Below are 23,650 nucleotides of genomic sequence, written 5' to 3'. Positions count from 1 at the left end.
GCGACCCTGCACCCCCGCCCACGCAGCCAGCGGAGGTGGCCGGTACCCCCGCTGGGGGAAGAAGGGGCCGGGGCTCGCGTTTCGTCTCGGGTTGTCCCGAGTGGGCTCTGGACGAGGCGTCGGGCCTGGCCGTGTTCTTTCCCCCGTTCGGGCCGATGACACTGTGTGCGGTGAGCTGGTGGGTGTTCCTGGGGTGTGTGGGTGGGGGGTGCAGGGTCGCCCCCGCAGGGGATCGGCGGGAAGTCCTGCTTGCGCTGGACGGATGACCCGTAGTCCGCCGACCCCGAGGAGGTGAGCCCGGAGGCCACCGCCAACCCGCCACCGGACAACCACCCGCCCCCCGCCCCCGGGGGGCACCGGCAACCCGCACAAAACAAGCCCCGCCGGCGATTGAGGCGCAGGGGCTCGGGGACTGGTCCCCGACGACAACCCGAGCAAATTCAGCCCGTCCGGCGATTGAGGACGGACCCCCACCCCGCCCGGGGTGACCGGCACAACCGACCCGCACCGCATCCGCACCGCCGCCCGCCAGGGACCCGCACCACAAGGAGCCCGCATGAAAACATTCGTCGAGATGTGGCGCGACCTCGCCCCCCTCGGCCGCCACCCCCGCGGCGGTTACCGCCGCCACGCCTGGACGGGCGCAGACGCCGACTGCCGCGCCTGGTTCCGGGACCAGGCGCTGGCCCGGGGCCTGCGGTACGAGGTCGACCGGAACGGCAATCAGTGGGCCTGGCTCGGGGACCCGGCCGACGGGGATGCCGTGGCGACGGGGTCGCACCTGGATTCCGTGCCCGACGGCGGTGCCTTCGACGGGCCCCTCGGTGTCGTCTCGGCGTTCGCGGCGGTGGACGGGCTGCGGGCGCGGCCCGTGCGCCCGCTGGGGATCGTGAACTTCACCGATGAGGAGGGGGCCCGCTTCGGGCTCGCCTGCGTGGGTTCCCGGCTCAGTGCCGGGCGGCTCACGCGCAAGGCGGCGCACGCGCTCACGGATGCGGACGGGGTCACGCTCGCCCGGGCGATGGAGGCGGCGGGGCAGGACCCGGACGCCATCGGACCCGACCCGGAGCGGCTCTCCCGGATCGGCGCGTTCGTGGAGCTGCACGTCGAGCAGGGCCGTGCCCTGGCGCTGACGGGTGACGCCGTCGGGATCGCGTCCGCGATCTGGCCCCACGGCCGCTGGCGGTTCGACTTCGCGGGCGAGGCGAACCACGCGGGCACCACCCGTCTCGCCGACCGCCGCGACCCGATGCTGGGCTATGCCGCCACCGTGCTGGCGGCCCGCAGCCGGGCGGAGCTGGCGGGCGCGGTCGCGACCTTCGGGAAGGTCGCCGTCGAACCCAACGGCGTCAACGCGATCCCGTCCCTCGTGCGGGGCTGGCTCGACGCGCGCGCCGCCGACCAGGACACGCTGGACGCCCTCGTCGCCGCCGTGCGGGAGGCCGCCGAGGAGAGCGCCCGGCGCGAGGGCGTGGACCTCGCGGTCGTACGGGAGTCGTTCACCCCCGTGGTCGAGTTCGCCCACACCCTGAGGGACGAGCTGAACCGCATCCTGGGCGGCGCGGTCCCCGTCCTCGGCACCGGCGCGGGGCATGATGCGGGCATCCTGTCCGGTTCCGTCCCCACGGCGATGCTCTTCGTCCGCAACCCCACGGGTGTCTCGCACTCCCCGGCCGAGTCCGCGACGGAGGACGACTGCCTGGCCGGGGTGGCGGCGCTCACCGACGTACTGGAGGGACTGGCGTGCCGCTGACGACGTACTGGGCCGAACACGCCTGGCTCGGCACCCATGTCGAGCCGGGTGTGGCGTTCGATGTCCGCGACGGGCGGATCGAGGCGGTACGGACCGGGGCCGAGGCGCCTCCGCCCGGTGCGGAGATCCTGCGCGGACTGACCGTCCCCGGCCTCGCCAACACCCATTCGCACGCCTTCCACCGGGCCCTGCGCGGCACCGTGCAGGTCGGCTCCGGCACCTTCTGGACCTGGCGGGAGGTGATGTACGAGGTGGCGGGGCGGCTCACCCCCGACGCGTACCACGCCCTCGCACGGGCGGTGTACGCGGAGATGGCGCTCGCGGGGATCACCGCCGTCGGCGAGTTCCACTATCTCCACCACGGCCCCGGCGGCGTCCCGTACGCCGACCCCAACGCGATGGGCGAGGCCCTGATCGCGGCCGCCGCCGACGCGGGCGTCCGGATCACCCTCCTCGACACGGTCTATCTCCACGGCGGTCTCGGACCGGGCGGCCACACCCCGCTCGCGGGCCCGCAGCTCCGTTTCGGCGACGGCGACGCGGACGCCTGGTACGAGCGCTGGTCCCGGCTGAGGCCCGCGCCCGGCGGGCACGCGCGGATCGGCGCGGCCGTCCACTCGGTACGCGCGTTCTCCGCCGCCGACGACTACGCCCGCTTCGCCGAACGCACCGACGGCGTCCCCGTCCACGTCCACCTCTCCGAGCAGCCCGCCGAGAACGAGGCGTGCCGGGCGGTCCACGGCCGCACCCCCACCCGGCTGCTCGCCGACTCCGGTTTCTGGAAGCCCACGGTGACCGCCGTCCACGCCACCCATCTCACCGACGACGACATCCGGCTGCTGGGGGACGCGGGCACCGGCGTGTGCATGTGCCCCACCACCGAACGCGACCTCGCCGACGGCATCGGCCGCGCCGCCGACCTGGCCCGTGCGGGCTGTCCGCTCTCGCTCGGCAGCGACAGCCACGCCGTGATCGACCTGCTGGAGGAGGCCCGCGCGCTGGAACTGGACGAGCGGCTGCGGACGCGGGTACGGGGCCACTGGACCGCCGCCGCCCTGCTGCGGGCCGCGACCGGGGCCGGGCACACCGCCATCGGCTGGCCCGAGGCGGGCCGGCTGGAACCAGGGGCCGCCGCCGACTTCGCCGCCGTCGCGCTGGACTCCGTCCGTACCGCGGGTCCCGTCCCCCGGCTCGCGGCCGAGGCGGTGGTCTTCGCGGCGACGGCGGCCGACGTGACGGATGTGGTGGTCGCGGGCCGCAGGGTCGTCCGCTCCGGAGCGCACACCACCGTCCCGGATCCGGCGGGCGCCCTCGTCGCGGCCGTCGCCGCCCTGCGGAAGGACTGATCCCGTTCCCCCGGTTGGACCCGTACCGCTCCCTGCGGTGATGCTGGGCGCACAAGGTGACGACGGTGACGACGGCGGCGGTGACGACCGGCGGAGAGGCGGCGGCGGAGTGAAACGGCTCATCGCCCGGATGTGGCGGGGCATCAGAGGCCCGGCGCAGTGGCGGATCATGTGGCTGGCCCACGCGAAGTTCATGGTCGGCGTGACCGGTCTGGTCCGGGACGACGAGGGGCGGGTGCTGCTGCTGCGCCACCGGCTGTGGTCCGCGTCCCGCCCCTGGGGGCTGCCGACCGGGTACGCGGTCAAGGGCGAGCAGTTCCACGACACGGTCGTACGGGAGGTCAAGGAGGAGACGGGGCTCGATGTGCGTACGGGCCGGCTGCTCCGGCTGACCAGCGGGTACCGGCTGCGGGCGGAAGTCGCCTACGAGGCCTGGCTCGTCGGCGGCGAACTGCGGATCGATCCGATGGAGATCCTGGAGGCCCGCTGGTGCCGCCCGGACGAACTCCCCGACGGGCTCCAGGAGGCGCACCGGCGCCTGATCCTGGGCGAGGGCGAAGACGACGTGACTTTGGACGGGCCCGCCGGACCACGGCGGCCCGGTGGGGAACCGGCCGGCGAGAGGACCACATGAGCACCACCCTCATCACCAACATCGGCGTACTGGTCACCAACGACCCCGGCGTCCCCGGCTGCGGGCCCGGCCCCCTCGCCCCCGTCCCGGACGCCGCCGTCGTCATCGACGGCGACCGCTTCGTGTGGGCGGGCCCCGCCCGGGACGCCCCCGCCGCCGACGCCGTCCACGACGCCGGCGGCCGCGCCGCCCTCCCCGGTTTCGTCGACTCCCACTCCCATCTGGTCTTCGCCGGCGACCGCACCGCCGAGTTCGACGCCCGGATGTCCGGACAGCCCTACCGGGCCGGCGGCATCCGCACCACCGTCGCCGCCACCCGGGCCGCCTCCGACACCCAGCTGGAAGCCGGGCTCACCCGCTATCTCGCCGAGGCGCTGCGCCAGGGCACCACCACCGTCGAGACCAAGTCCGGGTACGGGCTCACCGTCCACGACGAGGCCCGCGCACTGGAGATCGCCGCCCGTCACACCGACGAGGTCACCTATCTCGGGGCGCACATCGTCGCCCCCGAGTACGCCGACGACCCGGCGGGCTATGTCGACCTGGTCACCGGCCCCATGCTCGACGCCTGCGCCCCGCACGCCCGCTGGGTGGACGTCTTCTGCGAGCGCGGCGCCTTCGACGGCGACCAGGCCCGTGCGGTGCTCACGGCCGGGATGGAGCGGGGGCTGACCCCCCGCGTCCACGCCAACCAGCTGGGTCACGGGCCGGGGGTGCGGCTCGCCGTGGAGCTGGGCGCGGCCAGTGCCGACCACTGCACGCATCTGACCGACGCCGACATCGACGCGCTCGCGAGCGGTTCGACGGTGGCCACGCTGCTGCCGGGCGCCGAGTTCTCCACCCGGGCGCCCTGGCCCGACGCCCGGCGGCTGCTGGACGCGGGGGTCGTTCTCGCCCTGTCCACGGACTGCAACCCGGGCTCGTCGTTCACGTCGTCCGTGCCGTTCTGCATCGCCCTGGCCGTCCGCGACATGGGCATGACCCCGGACGAGGCGGTGTGGTCGGCCACGGCGGGCGGCGCCGCCGCCCTGCGGCGCACCGACATCGGCCGCGTCACCCCGGGCGCCCGCGCCGACCTGGTGCTCCTGGACGCGCCCAGCACCGTGCACCTGGCGTACCGGCCGGGGGTTCCGCTCGTCACGGACGTCTGGCGCGGGGGGCGCAAGGAGGTCTGACCGTCCTTTTGCCGGGCTGTGCGGGTTGTTCGTCTGTGCACCCGGGGGGTGCGGGTCCGTTGTCGGGGACCAGTCCCCGAACCCCTGCGCCTCAATCGCCGGCGGGGCTGGATTTTGCCGGGTGATCGTCGGCGAGGCGGGTTGTGTGCGGGTCGACGGTGGCGGGGCGGTTTTGTGCGGGTGGTTCCGGGTCCGGGTGTGGTGCGGGTTGGCGGGGCCTCCGGGCTCACCTCCTCGGGGTCGGCGAGCGTACTCACCAAGTCCTGTGCGGGTGGGTCTCCGCCGATCCCCTGCGGGGGCGACCCTGCACCCCCGCCCACGGACCAGCCGGAGGGCGGCCGGTACCCCAGCTGGGGGGAAAAGGGGTGCGGGTCCCGGTTTCGTCCCGGGTCGTCCCGGGCGGGCTTCGGACGAGGGCCTGGCCGTGTTCTTTCCCCCCGTTCGGGCCGATGACACTGTGTGCGGTGAGCTGGTGAGTGTTCCTGGGGTCTGTGGGTGGGGGGTGCAGGGTCGCCCCCGCAGGGGATCGGCGGGAAGTCCGGCTCGCGCTGACGGATGGCCTTCGGTCCGCCGACCCCGAGGAGGTGAGCCCGGAGGCCACCGCCAACCCGCCACCGGACAACCACCCGCACCCCACCCCCGGGGGCACCGGCAACCCGCACAAAAACAAGCCTCGCCGGCGATTGAGGCGCGGGGGCCTCGGGGGCTGGCCCCCGACGATCACCCGCACAAACCAGCCCCTGGGGGCACCGGCAACCCGCACAAAACAAGCCCCGCCGGCGATTGAGGCGCAGGGGCTCGGGGACTGGTCCCCGACGATCACCCGCACAAATCAAGCCCGTCCGGCGTTTGAGGACGGACCCCCCACCCCGCCCGGGGTGACCGACACAACAGCCGCACCCCCACCCCTGGGGGCACCGGCAACCCGAGCAAATCCAGCCTCGCCGACGCTTGAGGCGCAGGGGCCCGGGGACTGCTCCCCCGAAGACATCTACGGCGGACCCGACCCGTGCAGCCAGAACGCCCCGTACACCGCCGCCCCCGCCGCCATCCCCGCCAGCACCGCGCGGGCGCGCGCCGCCGTTGTCCGGGCCAGGGCCGCCGCCAGGGGGATCAGCAGCGGGAACGCGGGCATCAGCAGCCGGGGCTTGGAGCCGAAGTAGGCGGACGAGCAGAGCGCCAGGAGCAGCACGATCCCGGTGTAGACGAGCAGCGGCGGCGGCTGGCCCTGGCGGACGCCCGCCCAGTACAGCCGGCCCAGGAGCACCACCCCGGCGAGCAGCGCGAGCCCCGCGGGGAAGGCCGGGCCCAGCAGCAGGTCCGCGATGAAGCGGCCGAAGGCAAGACCGCCGTCGAAGCCGTTGCCCCACGCGCCCTGGACATCGAGGTAGCCGGTGATCAGGTTCCCGGTGCGGTGGCCCACCCACAGCACGTAGCCCGCCGCGCCCAGCGGTGCCAGGGCCGCGCCCCACAGCACCGGTGCCCGCCGGCCGGTGCCGTGGCGCAGGGCGAGATACGCGCCCGCCCACACCGCCGCCGCGACGGCCATGCCCACCGGCCGGGTCAGCCCGGCGAGTGCCGCGAGCGCCCCGGCGAGCGGCCAGGACCCGCGTACGGTCGCGTACAGCGCCCACGCGGCCAGCGCCGTGAACAGGGCCTCGCTGTACGCCATGGACTGCACGATCCCCACCGGCAGCGCCGCCCACAGCCCCACCGTGAACAGGGCCGTGCGCTCCCCGGCGACCTCGGTCACGAGGAGGAAGATCCCCCAGGCCGCCGCGAGCCCCGCCAGCGCGCTGATCACCACGCCCGCGTGCCCGGGGGAGAGCGGGGTGAGCGCCGAGACGCCCTCCTCCAGCCAGGGCAGCAGCGGGAAGAAGGCCAGGTCGGACAGGACGCGGCCGTCGGGCGCCGTGAGGGTGAAGTCGTAGCCGTGCTCCACGACGCGGACGTACCAGAGCGAGTCCCACCGCCCCGAGAGCAGCACCAGGGCATCCCGGTCGGCGAGGTGCGCCCAGAGGAAGAGGGCGGCGAGGCCGAGGGCGCGGATCCCGGCGTAGAGGAGCAGCGCGGCGCGGGCGTGCCGGACGGCGCTCAGGAGGAGCTGGGGCATGCCGGGCTCTTTCGACGCTGGCCGGCATGACGACCGGGATGCTGTGCGGGACCCGTTCAGCGTAACCGGCGCCACCGGCACGGGCCCCGGTCCCGACCGTTCAGAGGAGGTCGGCGTGCGGCAGCTGGGGTTCGGTGAACCGTACGGGCAGGGCCGCCAGCCGGGTGCTCCACGGGGTGGAGACCCACGTCAGTTCCGATTCGGGGACGGCGAGTTCCAGATCCGGCAGCCGGTGGCGGACCGTGTCCACGGCGGTACGGGTGATCAGCCGGGCCGGGTCCTGTGCCGGGCAGGTGTGGGGTCCGGCCCCGAAGGCGAGGTGGGAGCGGTTGCCGACCACGGGGGTGCCGTCGTCGGGGAGGACGGCCGGGTCCTGGTTGGCCCCGGCGAGGCCGAGGAGGAGCATGTCCCCGGCGGTGATCCGCCGGCCGCCCAGCTCCAGATCGCGGGTGGCGTACCGGGCGGGCACGTTCTGCGCGGGCGGATGCCGCCACAGCACGAGGTCGAGGGCGTCGTCGACGCTGAGGTGCCCCACCGCGAGGGAGGAGCGGAAGGCCGGGTCGCACAGCAGGATCCGCAGGGTGGTGGCGATCCAGTTCACGGTGGTCTGGCGGCCCATGACGAAGACGACGGCCAGGTTGTGCAGGACTTCCTCGTCGGTGAGCCCCGCCGGGTGGAGCAGCAGCGCGGAGGTGAGGTCGGAGCCGGGCCGCCGCCGCTTGGCGACGATCACCTCGCGCAGGATGGCGTCCATGCGGGCGCTGGATCCGGCGGAGTCCGCGTTGACGGCGGTGAGCCCCGCGATCGCCTGTTCCAGCCGCTGGCCCGTGGCCGTGTCCAGGCCCAGCAGCTCGGTGATCACCTGTGCGGGGAGCAGCCGGGCGTAGTGGGCGACCAGGTCGGCCTTGCGGCGGCCCGCGAAGGAGGCGATCAGCCGTTCCGCCGCGGCCCGTACCCCGCGCCGCAGCTCGTGCCCGTCGATCCGGTCGAGCGCGTCGGTCACGGCCGCCCGCATCCGGCGGTGGCGCTGTCCGTCCGCGTAGAGCAGTGCGGGCCGCCAGCCCACCATGGGCAGGATCGGCGAGTCGGGCGGCACCCGGCCCTCGCGCAGCAGCGACCAGCGGCGCGGGTCGTGCGAGAAGTCGCCTTCCTCGCGGGTGAGCCGGAGGAGTTCCCGGTGGCCGATCACCAGCCAGGCGCCGATGCCGGGGGCGATCGTCACCGGGACCACGGGGCCGTGGTCGCGGCGCAGCCGTTCCTGGAAGGCGGCCAGGCCGTCCCCGCCGGGCCCGGGGCCGTGCAGCGCCACCCCTGTCGCCCCCGCTGTCCCGGCCGTACTCGCCGTACTCGCCGTACCCACTGTCCCCATCGGGCAGCGGCGGGCGCTCATGCCCGCTCCGTCAGCGCGGCGCCGTCCGAAGGGGAGGGCGCGGTGTCGATCAGATGGCCGAGCAGGGCGATCAGCGCCCGTACCGAGGAACGCAGGTCCCGCGCGTCGCACTCGACCAGCGGGGTCCCCGGCAGCAGGTCGAGCGCGGAGCGCAGCTCGTCCTCCGGGTAGCGGGGGCTGCCGGGGAAGACGTTCACCGCGACGGCGAACGGCAGCCCCAGTTCCTCCAGATTGCCCAGTGCGTCGAAGGAGGAGGCGAGGTCACGGGTGTCGACCAGGGCCAGCGCGCCCAGGGCGCCCCGGGCCAGGTCCCGCCACGCGGGCAGGAACCGCTGCTGGCCCGGGGTGCCGAAGAGATAGAGCACCAGCGCGCCGTCGATGGTGATCCGGCCGAAGTCGAGCGCGACGGTCGTGGTGGTCTTCCCGCTGTCCACGAGGGCGTCGAACCGGGCGCCCGCCTGGGTCATCATCGCCTCGGTGGACAGCGGTTTGATCTCCGAAACGGTGCCGATCAGGGTGGTCTTGCCGACCCCGAGCGGGCCGACGACCAGGATCTTCGCCGCGCCTGCCACGCTGGAGCTGACGTACTTGCCCGGCACGGGGGCCGTGCCGGGGCCCGCTGCGCGCTCGGGGCCGGGGGCCGTCGCGTGTGCGGGGGCCGTCGCGCGTACGGGGCCGGGGCCGGGATCCGGCAGCTGTCCGACCGGGGCCGGCCGGAGGGCCGGGCCGCCCCGCGCTATGTGCGGACCCGGTGGTCCCGACGCCCCTTCGTGGGCGTCAGAGACGGCTTTCGAGGCCATGGAGGACCTTTCTGAGCATGGTCACATCGGTGCGTTCGGCCGGCGGAATGGGCGGGCGGGTCACCACGAGACCCCACTCGACGAGGTCGGCGAGCAACACCTGGACCACCGACGGCGGGTGGCCCAGGTGGGCCGCGACCTCCGCGACCGACAACAGACCCTGGCAGTGGGTCAGGATCTGATGGTGTTCCGGCTGGAGGGACGGCGGGAACGCGGCGTCGGTCGCCATCACCAGGGTCTCCCAGGCCAGCGGCTCACCGCCCGCCCCGGCGCGTCCCCTGGTGATCACATACGGACGTACCGCCGACGGCGTCCGGTCCTCCGGACGGTCCGTCATGAGGATCCGGTGACCGGATCCCGGGGCTGCGTGGACAGGTGAGCGCCGATCTTCGCCACCAGCAGCTGCATCTGCTGTGCGACCAGCCCCACGTCGGCCTCGGTATCGGTGGCCACCCCCAGATGCGCCCCGACACCCGCATGGGTGAAGAGCACAAAGCCGTGTTCGGATTCGAGCATCAGCTGGCGGACGCCCGCGCCCCGGCCGAAGAGCAGCGCGGCGGTGGAGCGGCCCGTCATGTTCATCGCGGCGCAGGCGGCGGAGAGCGCCTCGGCCTCCGCGACGCTGAGCGAGGCCACCGGGCCGCCGAGGTTCACGGCGGAGGCGTGGCCGAGGCGCAGACCGTCCTCGGAGACCACGACCGCGTGCCGCACGCCCGGGATCTCGGTCAGGGGGCGGAGCATCCAGCCCAGGTCGGGGAGTCGGGTGATGGTCCCGGTCATGACCGGCCTCCATGGTGCGCGTCGGGTTCGGGGGAATCGGCTGGGGTGGGACGGAAGGGGCTGTCGGGGGCGGTGGGGCCCGCGACGGCGGCCCGGCCGCGCCGGGAGCCGGACACCACGCTGGTGATGGACGCCCGTGCCGCCTCGGGTGTCCAGGCGGTCCGGTCGACGGGGAGCGGGGGCGCGGCGGGGGGTTCGGGCTGGAGCGCGGTCCGGGCGGCGGCCTCGACGGCGGCACCCCGGCGGCTCTGGCGGCGCGGCAGGGCGCCCCCGCTCCGGCCGGCGGGCCCCGCCGGCCCCGGCCCCGGACCCAGACCTTGCCCCGGCCCCGGCTGCTCGGGCGGCAGCGGCTGGCGGGGCGAGAGGGGCGGTGGCGAGGCGTGCTGGGGCGAGGCGTGCTGGGGCGAGGGGTGCTGGGGCGAGGGGTGCTGGGACGGCCCGGCGCCGGGGGGCCGGTGGTGGGGCTCCTGGTACGCGGTCGAGTGCTGCGGCGCGTCCGAGGTGTGCGAGGTGTACGGGGTGTGTGGGGTGCCCGAGGCGTACGGAGCGTTCGGCGCATCCGGTGCGGGCGCCGGGGCCGGCAGGTCGGCCCACGCGGGCGACGGGACCGGTGCCGGTGCCGGGCCCGGTTCCGGGGACGGGCCCGGGACAGCAGGCCGGTCGTACGGGTAGCCGGGCACCGTCCGCTCCCGCGCGGCGGCGGGCGGTCCCGGCCGCTCCGTACCGCCGTGCGCCGGGCGCGGATCCCGGTGCCGCCGCGGCGCCTGCTCCGGGTGCGGCTCCCGCCGCTGGTCCCGCCGGGGCAGCCCCCGGCCCGGGAGCGGCGGCAGCGGCTCGGTCAGCAGCCGGTGCGGTACGAACGCCACCGCCCGGGTGCCGCCGTACGCGGACGCCCCCGACAGCTCCACGCTGAATCCCAGCTCCCGCGTCCAGCGGCCCACGCAGGCCAGCCCGAGCCGGGGCACCGCGCCCAGTTCGGCCAGGTCGAGCCCGTTGCGCAGCCGGGCCGTGGACTGGCTCAGCACGTCCGGGGGCATGCCCAGGCCCGCGTCGTCGATCTCGACCACCGCGCCCGCGCCGACCTCCCGCACGGTCACCATGACCCGCGTACTGGACGGGGAGAACACGGTCGCGTTCTCCAGGAGTTCGGCGATGGCGTGCATCAGGCCCTCGACGGCCGGTGGCACCGCGTACAGATTCTGACCGCCGTGCACCTCGATCCGGTTGAACTCGACGATCCGGGACTGGGCGCCCCGTACACAGTCGTACAGCGAGACCGGCCGGGTCTCCCGGCGGGCCGGCCAGACCCCGCACATCACCAGCAGCGTCTGCGCCTTGCGCGTCATCTGCGCGGCGGCGTGGTCGGCCTTCATCACCTCCGCCATCAGCGCCGGGTCCTCGATGGAGCGCTCGACCCGGTCCAGGACCTGCTGCTGCACGGTCGCCATGGCGTGCATATTGCGGGCGACGGACTCGAACGCGGCCTGGACGGCGTCCCGGAGCGCCCGTTCCCTGCGGACCGCGTCCTCGGAGCCGAGGGCGTCCACGACGGTGGCGAGCGCGCGGGCGAAGCCGTCCCCGGTGTCGGCGGCCGGGGCCAGCGGTCCCGGTACGGTGTCCAGCCGCCCGCCGGAGCGCAACCGGTCGGCGATGGCGGGCAGCCGCAGCGTCACGAGCCGTTCCACCTCGGCGCCCCGCGCGCGGGCGGTGCGCCGGTCGGCGGCGCGCAGCCGGCGCTCGACGCGCAGCAGCCGCAGCAGGGCGAGCGCCCAGACCAGGGTGATCAGGACCAGGGCGGCGCACGCCCAGGCGAGGATCCGGCGCCAGCTCGCGGCGGTGTACTGGTCGGCGAGGACCGCTCCGCCGGCGACGGCCGCGAGGCCCGTCAGCGGCGGCCACCACAGGGCGAGCCCGGACGGGCCGGACGGTGCGGGGCTCCCGTCGTCCGGGCTCACCACGGGAACCGCCGCCCACGGAGCGCCGCGCCGCCCGGGGTGACCACGACGTGAACCAGGAGCACGAGGACCGAGCCTTTCACGAGGGCTTGCACGGCGTCCGGGCCCCTGGGGAGCGGGCCCCGCGCCGGACTCCCGTGGACGTGTCGAGAGCAGTCCGAATCCTACGATCAACGGACCGTGTTCGAATATGAGTTGGGCACGTCACATCAGAATGTCACTGCGTTCGTTCGCCGTTCGTGCTAAAGATGGCCGGCGGCGGGGCAGGGCGACGGGTGGAAGGGGTCGTTCCGGGGGGCGCGCTCAGCTGTCCGCGGTGAGTCCCCGGCGCAACCGGTCCAGGGTCCGCGAGAGCAGCCGGGAGACCTGCATCTGGGAGATGCCCAGCTCCTCGCCGATGTCCGACTGCGTCATGTTGGCAACGAAGCGGAGCGAGAGAATCCGGCGTTCCCGCGCGGTCAGCCGGGCGATCAGCGGCTTCAGGGACTCGATGTACTCGATCCCTTCGAGGCCGCTGTCCTCGTACCCGATCCGGTCGGCGAGGGTGCCGTCCGCGCCGTCCATGGTCCCGTTCTCCTGGCGGGCGTCCAGTGAACTGGTCGTGTACGCGTTGCTGGCGGCCATCCCCTCGACCACCTCGTCCTCGCCGATGCCGAGATGGCGGGCGAGTTCGGCGACGGTGGGGGCCCGGTCCAGCCGCTGCGCCAGTTCGTCACCGGCGCGCGCCAGGTCGAGCCGCAGTTCCTGGAGCCGGCGCGGCACCCGTACCGACCAACTCGTGTCCCGGAAGAAGCGCTTGATCTCGCCGATCACGGTCGGCATGGCGAAGGTGGGGAACTCCACCCCCCGGCTCAGCTCGAACCGGTCGATCGCCTTGATCAGGCCGATCGTGCCGACCTGCACGATGTCGTCCATCGGCTCACTGCGGGAGCGGAAGCGGGACGCGGCGAACCGGACCAGCGACAGGTTCAGTTCGACCAGGGTGTTACGGACGTAGGCGTGCTCATGGGTGCCCTCCTCCAGGCGGGCCAGCCGCTCGAAGAGGGTCCGGGAGAGGGCCCGCGCGTCGACCGCGCCGATCGTGCCCAGGGGCGGGATCCCGGGCAGGGGCCCGAGGCCGGTGCCGAGCGCGGTGTCGGGACCGGTGCCGGGGCCGGGACGGGAGTGGAGATCGGGGGCGGGCGATCCGGCGGACGCCGTCCGCTGGGGGTCCGTACGGATGTCGGTGGTGGCGGTGTCCAGCCGGGGTGACATGGGTCTCCTCCATCGTGCTCGGCGTAGGGCCGCCGAAGCCGTGCCTGCGCTGCGGTGAGCGGCGCCTCCAAGCCGGTTGAGGGGTGGCTGTCTCGTTTCGTTCCCTATCAGGGCTACCTGTTCCCCCTGCCCCCTGGCAAGTGGCATTTGACCGGAATAAGGCTTTGATAAGGGAGTTCGCTGGCCCGTCCGTGTCGGAGGGGCGTAGTGTGCGATGGACCAGAAACGTCACACCAGGCGTACGACGACATGGCGAAGAGGGACGGACATGGACCGCGCGACGGCCGGCAGCGCACATCGGGGCCGGCTCCAGGTCGAGGTGCGGACCGTGGGTGACAGCGAAGTCGTCACCCCGGCGGGGGAGTTGGACCACCACACCGCCGACGTGCTCAGTACGCCTCTCGACGCGGCGCTCGCGCAGGGGCGTTCCCGTCTGGTCATCGACTGTTCGCGGCTGGAGTTCTGCGACTCCACCGGGCTCAATGTGCTGCTCGCCGCCCGGCTGAAGGCGGACGCGGCCGGGGGAGGGGTCCATTTGGCCGGGTTGAGGCCCGTCGTGGCACGCGTGCTGGAGATCACCGGGGCGGAGGCGGTCTTCACCGTCCACCCCTCCCTCGACGAAGCCCTCTCCGGCTGACCCGTATCCCCCCGCTCGGCGGACCGGCCTTCAGTGCCGCTCCGGTTCGATCGGTGCCCCGTGAGTGTTGTCACCTCGCGTCCGGGCAGGAGAACCACCGCACGGCCCTCGCGGGCCCGCACGCTCCGGCACTCCGATGCCGGGGTTGTGGCGACCGTCACGGAACCGTCCGGCGGCCCGCGCGGTGACAGACAGAGAACAGACAGGTGTACTGGTGATTCGGTGAGGTGAAGCGCTGATGACCACCCGGCCGCAGCAGCCGGGCGACCGCGGTCCCGAACCGCGGGCCGCTGACGGCGTGCCCGCCGTGCGGGCCGGGAGGCCCCTGCCGCCATCCGCACCACAGCGGCCCGTGTCCGAGCGGCCCGTGTCCGAGCGGCCCGTGTCCGAGCGGTCCGTGGCCGGGCGGACGGTGCCCGAACGGCCCGCGCCCCCGGCCGCGCCCGCCGTCACGTCCGTGTCCGGTGCCCCTCCGGCGTCCGTCGCCCCTTCCGTGCCCGTGCCCGTGCCCGAGACCGAGGGCACATCGGAGACTTCCGGGCCTTCCGAGGCCTCCGGCGCGCCGTCGGGCGGGGGCCCGGTGCGCCGGATCGCCCTGGGCAGCGCCAGCGGCATCGTCCCGCTCGCCCGCGACTTCACCCGGCAGGCGCTGTACGACTGGGGCTGGCTGCCCGCCGCCACCGCCGACCGCCGGGCCGCCGCCGAGGACGTCCTGCTGGTCGTCTCCGAGCTGGTCACCAACGCGTGTCTGCACGCGGAGGGCCCCGAGGAGCTGAGGGTCGGCTGCGACGGCAAGGTGCTCCGGCTGGAGGTCACCGACCGGGGCGCCGGGCAGCCCGCGCCCCGCACCCCGCACCGGGCCGGCCGGCCCGGCGGCCACGGCATGTTCATCGTCCAGCGGCTCTGCCTGGACTGGGGGGTCGTCCGGGTCCCGGGGGCGCCCGGGAAGACGGTCTGGGCGGAGCTGGCGGCCCCCGAGTAGCCCGCCGCCCGCCCCCGTCTCCTTTCCCTTTCCTCCCTTCCTCCTCTTCTCTCCTCTTCCTCTTCTCTCCTCACCGTCCCCGCGCGCCCGGGCGTGCCGGGACGCGCCCGCGCACGCCCGAGGCCCCCTTCTGCCCGCGCGTACGAATCTCTTGTGGAGCATTCGGCGAGGGGCGTGATGTGTCTTCCCTCCCCGGGCCCCCCGGCGTACCTTGAGCCCCGATCTGATGGCACGTCAGCAGAATCGGTGCGACAGGGACCCAGGGACGCGGGCACCCAGGTACCGGGTACGCAGGAACGTGAGGTGATGTGAGGTGAGGTACCGGAATCGGACGGCTCTCGCACTCGCGGCGGCGACGGCCGGGACGGCGCTGGTCGCCGCGCCGGCCGCGCACGCCGCCGTCGTGGACGTCGACTACCAGTGCGTGACCCCGATCGGACCCCGGTCCGCGGTGTCGCCGATCGACATCGTGTCCGTGCGGAGCGGGAGCGGCTACCGGCTGACGATGTCGTTCCGCAAGGGCGTCTCGTCCAGCCCGGTGGAGCTGGGCCGGGGCGCGATGAAGCCCAGCGCCAGCATCGTGGTGGGCGGGGCGGAGACCGGCAGCGTCGCGGTGACCGGCCCGGCCAACGCGGAGGCCGTCCCCGCCAATACGCCGATCAAGATAAGCGATCTCTCCGGCACGTACACGCCACGGGCGGCCGGGAAGGTCACCTTCACCGCCGGGGTACTGACGATCAAGGCCCTGGGGACGACCACGACCTGTACGCCGAAGAACAACCCGCGGCCCTCGCTGGAACTGGACGTCACGGGATCGGGCTCCCCGGGCGGCGCCAACGGTTCCAGCGGCGCCAACGGATCCGGCGGTACGAACGGATCGAACGGATCGAGCGGTACGAACGGCTCCGGCGCGTCCGGGGGGAGCGCGTCCGGCGGCGCGGCCTCCGGCGGGGGCGAGCTGCCCCGTACCGGACCGCTCGACTCGGCCACCGCGCTCGGCACCCTCGGCGGCACGGTGCTGCTCACCGGGGCGGCGGGTGTGCTCTGGCTGACCCGGCGCGGCCGGCGGACCACGGGCTGAGCCCCCACCGTCGTATCCCCGGGGCCCGAAGAGTCGAAGGAGCACGAAGGAGTACGTACGAAGGAGTACGGAGGAGAGGGGCCGTGCCTGTGCGGACGTGGACGGACCGGCGGGCCGCGCCGGAGCACTTACGGCGGTACGGGCCCGGGGGCACCCCCGCCCGCCGGCGGGTCACCGCCGCCGCCCTCGCGGCCCTCGCCGTGCTCGCCGTCGCCGCCGTGCTCGTGGCCGGTCCCGCCGGGCCGGCCGCCGCCCGCCAGGGGCCCGGCGTTCTGCTCTCCGCCCAGCGGGCCGCCCCCGGCGCCACCCTCACCGTCAGCGGCGCGGGCTGGCGCCCCGGCACCCTGCTCACCCTGCTGATCTGCGGCCAGAACATGATCGGCGGCACCAACGCCTGCGCCAACGCCGACGGCCGGGCCGTCACCACCGACGCCTCCGGCTCCTTCAGCGCGGGGCTCCCCGTGGTCGCGCCGCCGAGGCCCTGCCCCTGCGTGGTCCATGTCGCCACCGTGACGGGCGAGCGGCACGCGGAGAACGCGGTGCTCGCCGTCGCGGGCCATCCGACCGCCCCGCTGCCCCGCCCCCGGGGCCCCGGGAAGCTCGCCGCGCTGACCACCGCCCGGCTGGAGGGCGATTCGGGGCTGCTCGTCCTCTTCGGCGCCCCGCCGTCCCGGCGGCTCTCCCTCACCGTGGGCAACCTGGGCACCACCCCCGTCGAGAACCCCGTCTTCCGGCTCGGCGTCTCGCACGGCGTCTACGCCCCGCGCTGGGAGGAGCGCCGCTGGCGGGGCACCATCGCCCCCGGCGCCAAGGCCAGGATCACGCTGGACGTGGAACTGGCGGCGGGCGCCCACGGCGACTACGGGATCGCCGTCCGGTACGCCGGGCGGACCATCGCCGACCGGCCCTGGGACGTCGGCCGGCCCTGGGGGGTGACGGCCTTCTGGGTGCTGCTGGCGCTCGTGGCGCCCGCCGCCGTCTTCCGGGTGGGGATGGCGGTGGTCGACCACCTGCGGCCCGCCGGACCTGCCGAAACAACAGCCGCCGGAAAGGCGAAGGACCGCCGCCCCGGTGGTGTACCGGGGCAGCGGCCCTGTCGATGCGGTGGTGAGTCCGGTGGATCCGGTGGATCCGGTGGATCCGGCCCGGCCGGTCAGCCCGGCACCGGTGTCAGTTGACGCCGCCCATGAGCGCCTTGACCTTGTCGCGCGAGGCGAAGATCGCGGCACCGCCGAGAGCGGCGATCACGCCCAGGCCGGCGAACCAGACCGGGTGGGTGGTCGGCGCGCCCACCAGCTGGAGCAGGGAGACGATGGAGCTGCCGGTGGTGATCGCGAGGAACCAGACGCCCATCATCTGCGAGGCGTACTTCTGCGGCGCCAGCTTCGTCGTCAGCGACAGGCCGACCGGGGAGAGGCACAGCTCACCGACGGTCATCAGGAAGTAGACGGAGACCAGCCACATCGGGGAGACCTTGGTGTCGCCCGAGGCCATCATCTGGGCCACGGTCATGACGCCGAAGGAGCCACCGATGATGACGAGCGCGATCGCGAACTTGGAGATCGTGCTCGGCTCCCGGTTCCGCTTGAAGAGCGCGACCCACAGCATCGCGAAGACCGGCGCGAGCGCCATCACGAACAGCGGGTTCAGCGACTGGAACCAGGTGGTCGGGAACTCGAAGCCGAACAGCGAGTCCTGGGTGTCGTTCTTGCCGAAGAGCGAGAGGACCGAGCCGCCCTGGTCGTAGATGGTCCAGAACGCGGTGGCGGCGGCGAAGAACCAGATGAAGCCGGACATCCGGGAGCGCTCCAGCTCCGAGAGGTCCTTGTCCCGCTTGATCTTGAACAGGTACCAGATCGGCAGCACGAGACCGATGATGGTCAGCGGCCACAGGACCCAGTCCTCGTTGAAGACACCGGCCAGGCCGACGATCGCGTAACCGCCGGCGGCGATGCCCAGCCAGATCAGGGCCTTGCGGATCAGCGACGAGCGCTCCTCGGCCGACAGCGGGGCCGGGACCTTGGAGGACTCCTCCGCCAGGTGGCGGAAGCCCAGGAAGTAGAAGAGCAGACCGATCGCCATGCCGACGCCGGCGAGGGCGAAGCCCAGGTGCCAGTCGACCTTCTGGCCGACCCAGCCGATGGTCAGCGGGGCGACGAAGGCACCGAGGTTGATGCCCATGTAGAAGATCGTGAAGCCACCGTCACGGCGCGGGTCGTTCTTGTCCGTGTAGAGCTGGCCCACCATCGTGGAGATGTTGGACTTCAGCAGACCGGAACCGACCGCGATGAAGCCGAGGCCGACGAAGAAGAGCCCGTCCACCGGGATGGCCAGCAGGAAGTGGCCGATCATGATGATCACGCCGGCGATGGCGGTCGCCTTGCGGGCGCCCCACACGCGGTCGCCGAGCCAGCCGCCCGGGAGGGCGAGCAGGTACACCATGGCGTTGTACACGGAGTAGATCGCGACAGCGGTCGCGTCCTTCATCCCGAGTCCACCGTCGGCCACGTTGGCGACCAGGTAGAGGACGAGGAGGGCACGCATACCGTAGTAGCTGTACCGCTCCCACATCTCGGTGAGGAAGAGGTTGGCCAGGCCGCGCGGGTGGCCGAGGAAGGTCTTCTCGGCCGGAGCCGCGGAATCCTTCGTCAGGGTTGACGCCATGGTCGTTCCTTGCTGTCGGGACGCGCCGCTCGGTCGGCGGGACGCGCCCGGTGGGGGTGACCGGCACCGGTACGCGAACTGTCCAACCCCACGCCCCGGGGGCTCGTCCCCGCTCGACGTCGAACGGGGACGGAAGGACATCTCGTACCGGGATCCACACCCCGGGAGCGTCATTGCGCCCGGGGCCCGGCCCACAGGTCATTCACTGTCATCGGACCCGGGTTCACCGGGCCCGCGCACAGAAGAGACCCCTGGCATATCTGCCGCTGCGGCTCGCTCCTACTAGCTGCTTGGGCGGCAGGCCAAAGGTCTCCGTGTAGTGCTACAGGCGTACTCGACACCATACGACACGACAGTGTCGGATATGGAAGGACTTGAGACATGGATCACAGGGCGACTCGGAACCGTATGCCCTGAATCCAAGGTCGTAGTCATGATCGACCTGAGACCCGCAGGGCTTGTGGATCACGCCCCGACGGGTCCCTCCCGCGGACTACCATCACTGCCATGACCCGAGTACTGCTCGCCGAGGACGACGCATCCATCTCCGAGCCGCTGGCGCGCGCACTGCGGCGCGAGGGGTACGAGGTCGAGGTGCGGGAGGACGGACCGGCCGCGCTCGACGCCGGGCTCGCCGGCGGGATCGATCTCGTCGTGCTCGACCTGGGGCTGCCCGGCATGGACGGTCTGGAGGTCGCCCGGCGGCTGCGCGCGGACGGCCACACCGTGCCGATCCTGGTCCTCACCGCGCGCGCGGACGAGGTGGACACGGTCGTGGGCCTGGACGCGGGCGCCGACGACTACGTCACCAAGCCCTTCCGCCTGGCCGAGCTGCTGGCCCGGGTCCGGGCCCTGCTCCGGCGCGGCGCGACCGAGCCGACCCCGGCCCCGGCGACCCACGGCGTACGGATCGACGTGGAGTCCCACCGCGCCTGGATGGGCGAGGAGGAGTTGCAGCTCACGGCGAAGGAGTTCGACCTGCTGCGGGTCCTGGTGCGGGACGCGGGCCGGGTCGTCACCCGCGATCAGCTGATGCGCGAGGTCTGGGACACCACCTGGTGGTCGTCCACGAAGACGCTCGACATGCACATCTCGTGGCTGCGCAAGAAGCTCGGGGACGACGCGGCGAACCCGCGCTACATCGCCACGGTGCGGGGCGTCGGCTTCCGCTTCGAGAAGAGCTGACACCTTTTCGAGGAGAGCTGACACCTTCCCGGTCCCGCCGTACTCCGGCCGGACCGGCCCGGACCCGTTTGTCAGGCGCCCGCGCGCGTAGGCTCCCCGGAGAACCTGGAGACCCCGGAGACCCCGGAGACATCCCACCCCGCCCGGAGGGCCCGTGCGCCGACGACTCATCCAATCCACGCTCGCCGTCGTGCTCGTCGTCATCGCCGTCTTCGGCGTCTCCCTGGTCATCGTCGAGACCCGCACGATCAGCAGCAGCGCCAAGGAGACGGTGGAGGCCGAGGCCGTCCGCCTCGCCGCCATCGTGGACGGCCGGCTCATCGGCGGCGAGCCCGTCAACCCCGCCATCCTCACCGAGCAGAGCGGCACCCAGTACTACGCGCTGATCGAGATCCCCGGCCGGCCCCCGATAGAGATCGGCGAACGCCCCGAGGGCGGGGTCATCACCGCCGACGAGACCGGCGCCAAGGGCGAGACCGTCACCGTGGAGGCGCCCCGCTCCACCATCACCCACGAGGTCGGCCAGAGCCTGCTGATCATCAGCGGGATCGCCGTCATCGCCATCGCCGCCGCCATCCTGCTCGCCGTGCGCCAGGGCAACAAGCTCGCCGCGCCCCTCACCGACCTCGCGGAGACCGCCGAACGCCTCGGCTCCGGCGACCCGCGCCCCCGCCACCGCCGCTACGGCGTCCCCGAGCTGGACCGGGTCGCCGACGTCCTCGATTCGAGCGCCGAGCGGATCGCCCGGATGCTCACCGCCGAACGCCGGCTCGCGGCGGACGCCTCGCACCAGCTCCGCACCCCGCTCACCGCGCTCTCCATGCGGCTGGAGGAGATCTCCGCCACCGACGACCCGGCGACCGTGAAGGAGGAGGCGAGCATCGCTCTCACCCAGGTCGAGCGGCTGACGGACGTGGTGGAGCGGCTGCTGACCAACTCCCGCGACCCCCGCACCGGCTCCGCGATCGTCTTCGACCTGGACGAGGTGGTGCAGCAGCAGCTGGCCGAGTGGCGCTCCGCGTACCGCAGCGCGGGCCGGGCGCTGGTCTGCTCCGGCAAGCAGGGGCTGAGCGCGATCGGCACCCCGGGCGCCGTGGCGCAGGTACTGGCCGCGCTGATCGAGAACTCGCTGATGCACGGCGGCGGCACGGTCGCGGTGCGGACGCGGGTCACCGGGAACCAGGCGGTGATCGAGGTGACCGACGACGGCCCCGGCGTCCCCGCCGAACTGGGCGCGCGGATCTTCGAGCGGGCGATCAGCGGACGGAACTCGACGGGCATCGGGCTCGCGGTCGCCCGGGATCTCGCGGAGGCGGACGGCGGCCGGCTGGAGATGCTCCAGCAGCATCCGCCGGTGTTCGCGCTCTTCCTCAGCAGGGTGGCGCGCAAGCGGCCGGACGACCCGCCGACCGTCCGCTGACCCCGCAAGCGGGTGGGGGTGCGGGTGCCGTGCGTGGGCGCCGGGTCAGTGGTTGGGCGCGGTCAGCGGGTCCGAGGGGGTGGCGGGAGCCGGCGGAGTCGCGGGCAGCCGCTCCTGCTCCGGCCCCGGCCCATGGCCCTGCTGCGCCTGCCCCTGCCCCTGCGCCTGCCCCTGCTCCAGGAACGATTCGGCCGTCTGCACGGCCTCCCGTGCGGGCAGCGCCCGGAACACCCACGTCCGGTAGGACCAGAAGCGGAAGAGCGTCGCGACCCCGATGCCGATGAACTTGAACACGTTGCTCTGGAGCGGACCGTCCCAGCCGAAGCCGTACGTCGCCAGATAGAGGATCCCGTTCTCGATCACGCTGCCGATGACGCTGAAGAGCAGGAAGAGCGACAGCTCGCGGGTGCGCCCGCTCTTGTCCCGGTCACGGTAGGTGAAGTACCGGTACCCCAGGTAGTTGAAGAGGATGGCGACGGCGTTGGCGATCAGCGAGGCCCGGACGACGGGCAGCTCGGTGGTCGCCCGGACCAGGTTGAAGACCGCGAGATTGACCACGACCCCGGCGCCGCCGACCGCCCCGAACCTGGCGAATTCGCGCACGAGCCGGTCGAACCGCATGCGCAGCGCTCCGCCAAGTTCACTCATCGTGAGAGTCCAGCCCCATCACCTCGACACCGCCAACCCCGCAATGCTAACCAGCCGCCAGGACCCCCGCCCGATCACCTGAACGATGGTGTGGCGGAGCCGTGACACTCGGCGACGCGCGGACGGCCCGGAGCCGTCCGGGGGCCGACGGATACTCTAAGGGGGTGACGTTCCCGGTAGTCGGTATGGTCGGCGGCGGTCAGCTCGCCCGTATGACGCACGAGGCGGGCATCCCCCTCGGCATCCGTTTCAAGCTCCTCAGCGACACCCCGGAGGATTCCGCGGCCCTGGTCGCCGGTGAGGTCGTCGTGGGCGACCACCGCGACCTGGAGACGCTGCGCGCGTTCGCCCGCGGCTGCGATGTGATCACCTTTGACCACGAACACGTTCCGATCGAGCATCTGCGCGCCCTGGAGGCGGACGGTGTCGCCGTCCGTCCCGGCCCGGACGCCCTGCTGTACGCGCAGGACAAGGGCCGGATGCGGGCCAGGCTCAGCGAACTGGGGGTGCCCTGCCCCCGCCACCGCATCGTGAGCGACCCGGCCGATGTGAGCGCGTTCGCGGCGGAGGGCGACGGCTACCCCGTCGTCCTCAAGACCGTGCGCGGCGGCTACGACGGCAAGGGCGTGTGGGTGGTGCGTACGGAGGAACAGGCCGCGGAGCCGTTCCGCGCCGGGGTGCCCGTCCTCGCGGAGGAGAAGGTCGACTTCACCCGCGAGCTGGCGGCGAATGTCGTCCGCTCCCCGCACGGCCAGGCCGTCGCGTACCCGGTGGTCGAGTCCCAGCAGGTGGACGGCGTCTGCGACACGGTGATAGCGCCCGCCCCCGGCCTGCCGGAGGAGCGGGCGGGCGAGGCCCAGCGGCTGGCGCTGACGATCGCCGCCGAACTCGGCGTCGTCGGCCATCTCGCGGTCGAGCTGTTCGAGACCGCCGACGGCCGCATCCTCGTCAACGAACTGGCGATGCGCCCGCACAACTCGGGCCACTGGACCCAGGACGGGTCCATGACCTCCCAGTTCGCCAACCACGTCCGGGCGGTGCTCGACCTTCCGCTGGGCGACCCCCACCCGCGCGCGCCCTGGACCGTGATGTGCAATGTGCTGGGCGGCGACTACCCGGACATGTACGCGGCGTATCTCCATTGCATGGCACGGGATCCGCAGCTGAAGATCCATATGTATGGCAAGGACGTCAAGCCGGGCCGCAAGGTGGGGCACGTCAACACCTACGGCGACGACCTCGCGGAAGTCCGCGAGCGCGCCCGCCACGCGGCCGACTACCTCAGAGGGACGATCACCGAATGAGCAGCACCACCCCGCTCGTGGGCATCGCGATGGGCTCCGACTCCGACTGGACCGTCATGGAGGCCGCCGCCCAGGCGCTGGCCGAGTTCGAGATCCCGTACGAGGTGAACGTCCTCTCCGCGCACCGCATGCCGCACGAGATGGTCGCGTACGGCGAGGCGGCCGACGCCCGCGGCCTGAAGGTCCTGATCGCCGGCGCGGGCGGGGCGGCCCATCTGCCCGGCATGCTCGCCTCCGTCACCCCGCTGCCGGTCATCGGCGTGCCCGTGCCGCTGAAGTACCTGGACGGCATGGACTCGCTGCTGTCCATCGTGCAGATGCCGGCCGGGGTCCCGGTCGCGACGGTCTCCGTCGCCGGGGCGCGCAACGCGGGCCTGCTGGCCGCGCGGATCCTCGCCACCCAGGACGCGGACGTGCTGGCGCGGATGAAGGACTTCCAGCACCAGCTGAACGAGCAGGCCACCGAGAAGGGCAAGCGGCTGCGGGCGAAGGTCGAGGGCAACGGCTCGTTCGGCTTCGCCAAGTAACC

21 protein-coding genes are annotated in these 23,650 nt (G+C 73.4%); 12 read left to right on the top strand and 9 right to left on the bottom strand.

Going from position 1 to position 23,650, the window contains the following annotated elements; all coding sequences use genetic code 11:
• Positions 1-556: 556 nt before the first annotated feature.
• The 4 genes from SYYSPA8_RS33740 to hutI all read left to right on the top strand — a co-directional run bounded on the left by SYYSPA8_RS33740 (position 557) and on the right by hutI (position 4,908).
• The gene (locus SYYSPA8_RS33740) at positions 557-1,753 is read left to right on the top strand and encodes an allantoate amidohydrolase (protein ID WP_323451239.1); all 1,197 of its coding nucleotides are present in this window, start codon (positions 557-559) and stop codon (positions 1,751-1,753) included.
• On the top strand, positions 1,744-3,099 hold the full coding sequence (locus SYYSPA8_RS33735) for a formimidoylglutamate deiminase (RefSeq protein WP_323451238.1): 1,356 nt from the start codon (positions 1,744-1,746) through the stop codon (positions 3,097-3,099). Before SYYSPA8_RS33740 ends, SYYSPA8_RS33735 begins: the two co-directional genes overlap by 10 nt.
• A gap of 130 nt (positions 3,100-3,229) precedes the next feature.
• On the top strand, positions 3,230-3,733 hold the full coding sequence (locus SYYSPA8_RS33730) for an NUDIX domain-containing protein (protein ID WP_323451326.1): 504 nt from the start codon (positions 3,230-3,232) through the stop codon (positions 3,731-3,733).
• Positions 3,730-4,908 carry an imidazolonepropionase gene (gene hutI, locus SYYSPA8_RS33725; RefSeq protein WP_323451237.1) on the top strand — a complete coding sequence of 393 codons (1,179 nt, stop codon included), beginning with the start codon at positions 3,730-3,732 and terminating at the stop codon, positions 4,906-4,908. Before SYYSPA8_RS33730 ends, hutI begins: the two co-directional genes overlap by 4 nt.
• Positions 4,909-5,899: 991 nt before the next feature.
• On the opposite strand, the gene SYYSPA8_RS33720 is transcribed toward hutI, so the two are convergent.
• From SYYSPA8_RS33720 to SYYSPA8_RS33690, 7 genes are all read right to left on the bottom strand, one after another.
• Positions 5,900-7,021, bottom strand: a complete 1,122-nt coding sequence (locus tag SYYSPA8_RS33720; RefSeq protein WP_323451236.1) for a glycosyltransferase family 39 protein — start codon at positions 7,019-7,021, stop codon at positions 5,900-5,902.
• Positions 7,022-7,121: 100 nt separating this feature from the next.
• Positions 7,122-8,411, bottom strand: coding sequence for a cytochrome P450 (locus SYYSPA8_RS33715; RefSeq protein ID WP_323451235.1), 1,290 nt, complete (start codon positions 8,409-8,411; stop codon positions 7,122-7,124).
• The gene (locus tag SYYSPA8_RS33710) at positions 8,408-8,983 is read right to left on the bottom strand and encodes a GTP-binding protein (RefSeq protein WP_323451325.1); all 576 of its coding nucleotides are present in this window, start codon (positions 8,981-8,983) and stop codon (positions 8,408-8,410) included. Before SYYSPA8_RS33710 ends, SYYSPA8_RS33715 begins: the two co-directional genes overlap by 4 nt.
• A 205-nt stretch (positions 8,984-9,188) precedes the next feature.
• Positions 9,189-9,548 (bottom strand): DUF742 domain-containing protein, encoded by a 360-nt coding sequence (locus SYYSPA8_RS33705; RefSeq protein WP_323451234.1) that lies wholly within the window; start codon positions 9,546-9,548, stop codon positions 9,189-9,191.
• A complete protein-coding gene (locus SYYSPA8_RS33700; protein ID WP_323451233.1) occupies positions 9,545-9,991 on the bottom strand; it encodes a roadblock/LC7 domain-containing protein in 447 nt (148 codons plus the stop codon). The genes SYYSPA8_RS33705 and SYYSPA8_RS33700 overlap by 4 nt, the downstream gene beginning before the upstream one ends.
• Entirely contained in the window at positions 9,988-11,946 is a 1,959-nt protein-coding gene (locus tag SYYSPA8_RS33695; RefSeq protein WP_323451232.1) for an ATP-binding protein, read from the bottom strand. Before SYYSPA8_RS33695 ends, SYYSPA8_RS33700 begins: the two co-directional genes overlap by 4 nt.
• 303 nt (positions 11,947-12,249) lie before the next feature.
• The gene (locus SYYSPA8_RS33690; RefSeq protein WP_323451231.1) at positions 12,250-13,200 is read right to left on the bottom strand and encodes an RNA polymerase sigma factor SigF; all 951 of its coding nucleotides are present in this window, start codon (positions 13,198-13,200) and stop codon (positions 12,250-12,252) included.
• Between the two features lie 268 nt (positions 13,201-13,468).
• Between SYYSPA8_RS33690 and SYYSPA8_RS33685 the strand changes: the two genes are divergently transcribed.
• The 4 genes from SYYSPA8_RS33685 (at position 13,469) to SYYSPA8_RS33670 (ending at position 17,078) form a co-directional block, all read left to right on the top strand.
• Positions 13,469-13,837 (top strand): STAS domain-containing protein, encoded by a 369-nt coding sequence (locus SYYSPA8_RS33685; RefSeq protein ID WP_323451230.1) that lies wholly within the window; start codon positions 13,469-13,471, stop codon positions 13,835-13,837.
• 457 nt (positions 13,838-14,294) lie between these two features.
• Complete coding sequence (locus SYYSPA8_RS33680) at positions 14,295-14,819, top strand: ATP-binding protein (RefSeq protein ID WP_407706149.1); 525 nt, start codon at positions 14,295-14,297, stop codon at positions 14,817-14,819.
• A gap of 313 nt (positions 14,820-15,132) precedes the next feature.
• Positions 15,133-15,900, top strand: a complete 768-nt coding sequence (locus SYYSPA8_RS33675; RefSeq protein ID WP_323451228.1) for a peptidase — start codon at positions 15,133-15,135, stop codon at positions 15,898-15,900.
• 83 nt (positions 15,901-15,983) lie between these two features.
• Positions 15,984-17,078, top strand: a complete 1,095-nt coding sequence (locus SYYSPA8_RS33670; RefSeq protein WP_407706142.1) for a neocarzinostatin apoprotein domain-containing protein — start codon at positions 15,984-15,986, stop codon at positions 17,076-17,078.
• On the opposite strand, the gene SYYSPA8_RS33665 is transcribed toward SYYSPA8_RS33670, so the two are convergent.
• Positions 17,071-18,564, bottom strand: coding sequence for a peptide MFS transporter (locus SYYSPA8_RS33665; RefSeq protein ID WP_323451227.1), 1,494 nt, complete (start codon positions 18,562-18,564; stop codon positions 17,071-17,073). The two genes, SYYSPA8_RS33670 and SYYSPA8_RS33665, sit on opposite strands and share 8 nt — an antisense overlap.
• Before the next feature lie 507 nt (positions 18,565-19,071).
• Here SYYSPA8_RS33665 and SYYSPA8_RS33660 point away from each other — a divergent pair.
• On the top strand, positions 19,072-19,749 hold the full coding sequence (locus tag SYYSPA8_RS33660) for a response regulator transcription factor (RefSeq protein ID WP_323451226.1): 678 nt from the start codon (positions 19,072-19,074) through the stop codon (positions 19,747-19,749).
• A 154-nt stretch (positions 19,750-19,903) separates the two neighbouring features.
• Complete coding sequence (locus SYYSPA8_RS33655; protein WP_323451225.1) at positions 19,904-21,169, top strand: ATP-binding protein; 1,266 nt, start codon at positions 19,904-19,906, stop codon at positions 21,167-21,169.
• 45 nt (positions 21,170-21,214) lie between these two features.
• On the opposite strand, the gene SYYSPA8_RS33650 is transcribed toward SYYSPA8_RS33655, so the two are convergent.
• The gene (locus SYYSPA8_RS33650) at positions 21,215-21,817 is read right to left on the bottom strand and encodes a GtrA family protein (protein ID WP_323451224.1); all 603 of its coding nucleotides are present in this window, start codon (positions 21,815-21,817) and stop codon (positions 21,215-21,217) included.
• Positions 21,818-21,981: 164 nt separating this feature from the next.
• Between SYYSPA8_RS33650 and SYYSPA8_RS33645 the strand changes: the two genes are divergently transcribed.
• On the top strand, positions 21,982-23,121 hold the full coding sequence (locus SYYSPA8_RS33645) for a 5-(carboxyamino)imidazole ribonucleotide synthase (RefSeq protein ID WP_323451223.1): 1,140 nt from the start codon (positions 21,982-21,984) through the stop codon (positions 23,119-23,121).
• A complete protein-coding gene (purE, locus tag SYYSPA8_RS33640) occupies positions 23,118-23,648 on the top strand; it encodes a 5-(carboxyamino)imidazole ribonucleotide mutase (protein ID WP_323451222.1) in 531 nt (176 codons plus the stop codon). Before SYYSPA8_RS33645 ends, purE begins: the two co-directional genes overlap by 4 nt.
• Positions 23,649-23,650 lie beyond the last annotated feature (2 nt).

The sequence above is a fragment of the Streptomyces yaizuensis genome (assembly GCF_034961445.1).
GTDB classification, from domain to species: Bacteria; Actinomycetota; Actinomycetes; order Streptomycetales; family Streptomycetaceae; genus Streptomyces; species Streptomyces yaizuensis.
The sequence above is the reverse complement of the archived record's forward strand: the minus strand, read 5'-3'. Positions and strand labels throughout refer to the sequence as shown.

What these genes read in the sequence shown, in the direction of transcription:
- SYYSPA8_RS33740 (WP_323451239.1), top strand. Translation starts at nt 557, where the DNA reads ATGAAAACATTCGTCGAGATGTGGCGCGACCTCGCCCCCCTCGGCCGC.
- SYYSPA8_RS33730 (WP_323451326.1), top strand. Translation starts at nt 3,230, where the DNA reads ATGTGGCGGGGCATCAGAGGCCCGGCGCAGTGGCGGATCATGTGGCTG.
- hutI (WP_323451237.1), top strand. Translation starts at nt 3,730, where the DNA reads ATGAGCACCACCCTCATCACCAACATCGGCGTACTGGTCACCAACGAC.
- SYYSPA8_RS33720 (WP_323451236.1), bottom strand. Translation starts at nt 7,021, where the DNA reads ATGCCCCAGCTCCTCCTGAGCGCCGTCCGGCACGCCCGCGCCGCGCTG.
- SYYSPA8_RS33715 (WP_323451235.1), bottom strand. Translation starts at nt 8,411, where the DNA reads ATGAGCGCCCGCCGCTGCCCGATGGGGACAGTGGGTACGGCGAGTACG.
- SYYSPA8_RS33705 (WP_323451234.1), bottom strand. Translation starts at nt 9,548, where the DNA reads ATGACGGACCGTCCGGAGGACCGGACGCCGTCGGCGGTACGTCCGTAT.
- SYYSPA8_RS33700 (WP_323451233.1), bottom strand. Translation starts at nt 9,991, where the DNA reads ATGACCGGGACCATCACCCGACTCCCCGACCTGGGCTGGATGCTCCGC.
- SYYSPA8_RS33690 (WP_323451231.1), bottom strand. Translation starts at nt 13,200, where the DNA reads ATGTCACCCCGGCTGGACACCGCCACCACCGACATCCGTACGGACCCC.
- SYYSPA8_RS33685 (WP_323451230.1), top strand. Translation starts at nt 13,469, where the DNA reads ATGGACCGCGCGACGGCCGGCAGCGCACATCGGGGCCGGCTCCAGGTC.
- SYYSPA8_RS33665 (WP_323451227.1), bottom strand. Translation starts at nt 18,564, where the DNA reads ATGGCGTCAACCCTGACGAAGGATTCCGCGGCTCCGGCCGAGAAGACC.
- SYYSPA8_RS33660 (WP_323451226.1), top strand. Translation starts at nt 19,072, where the DNA reads ATGACCCGAGTACTGCTCGCCGAGGACGACGCATCCATCTCCGAGCCG.
- SYYSPA8_RS33650 (WP_323451224.1), bottom strand. Translation starts at nt 21,817, where the DNA reads ATGAGTGAACTTGGCGGAGCGCTGCGCATGCGGTTCGACCGGCTCGTG.
- purE (WP_323451222.1), top strand. Translation starts at nt 23,118, where the DNA reads ATGAGCAGCACCACCCCGCTCGTGGGCATCGCGATGGGCTCCGACTCC.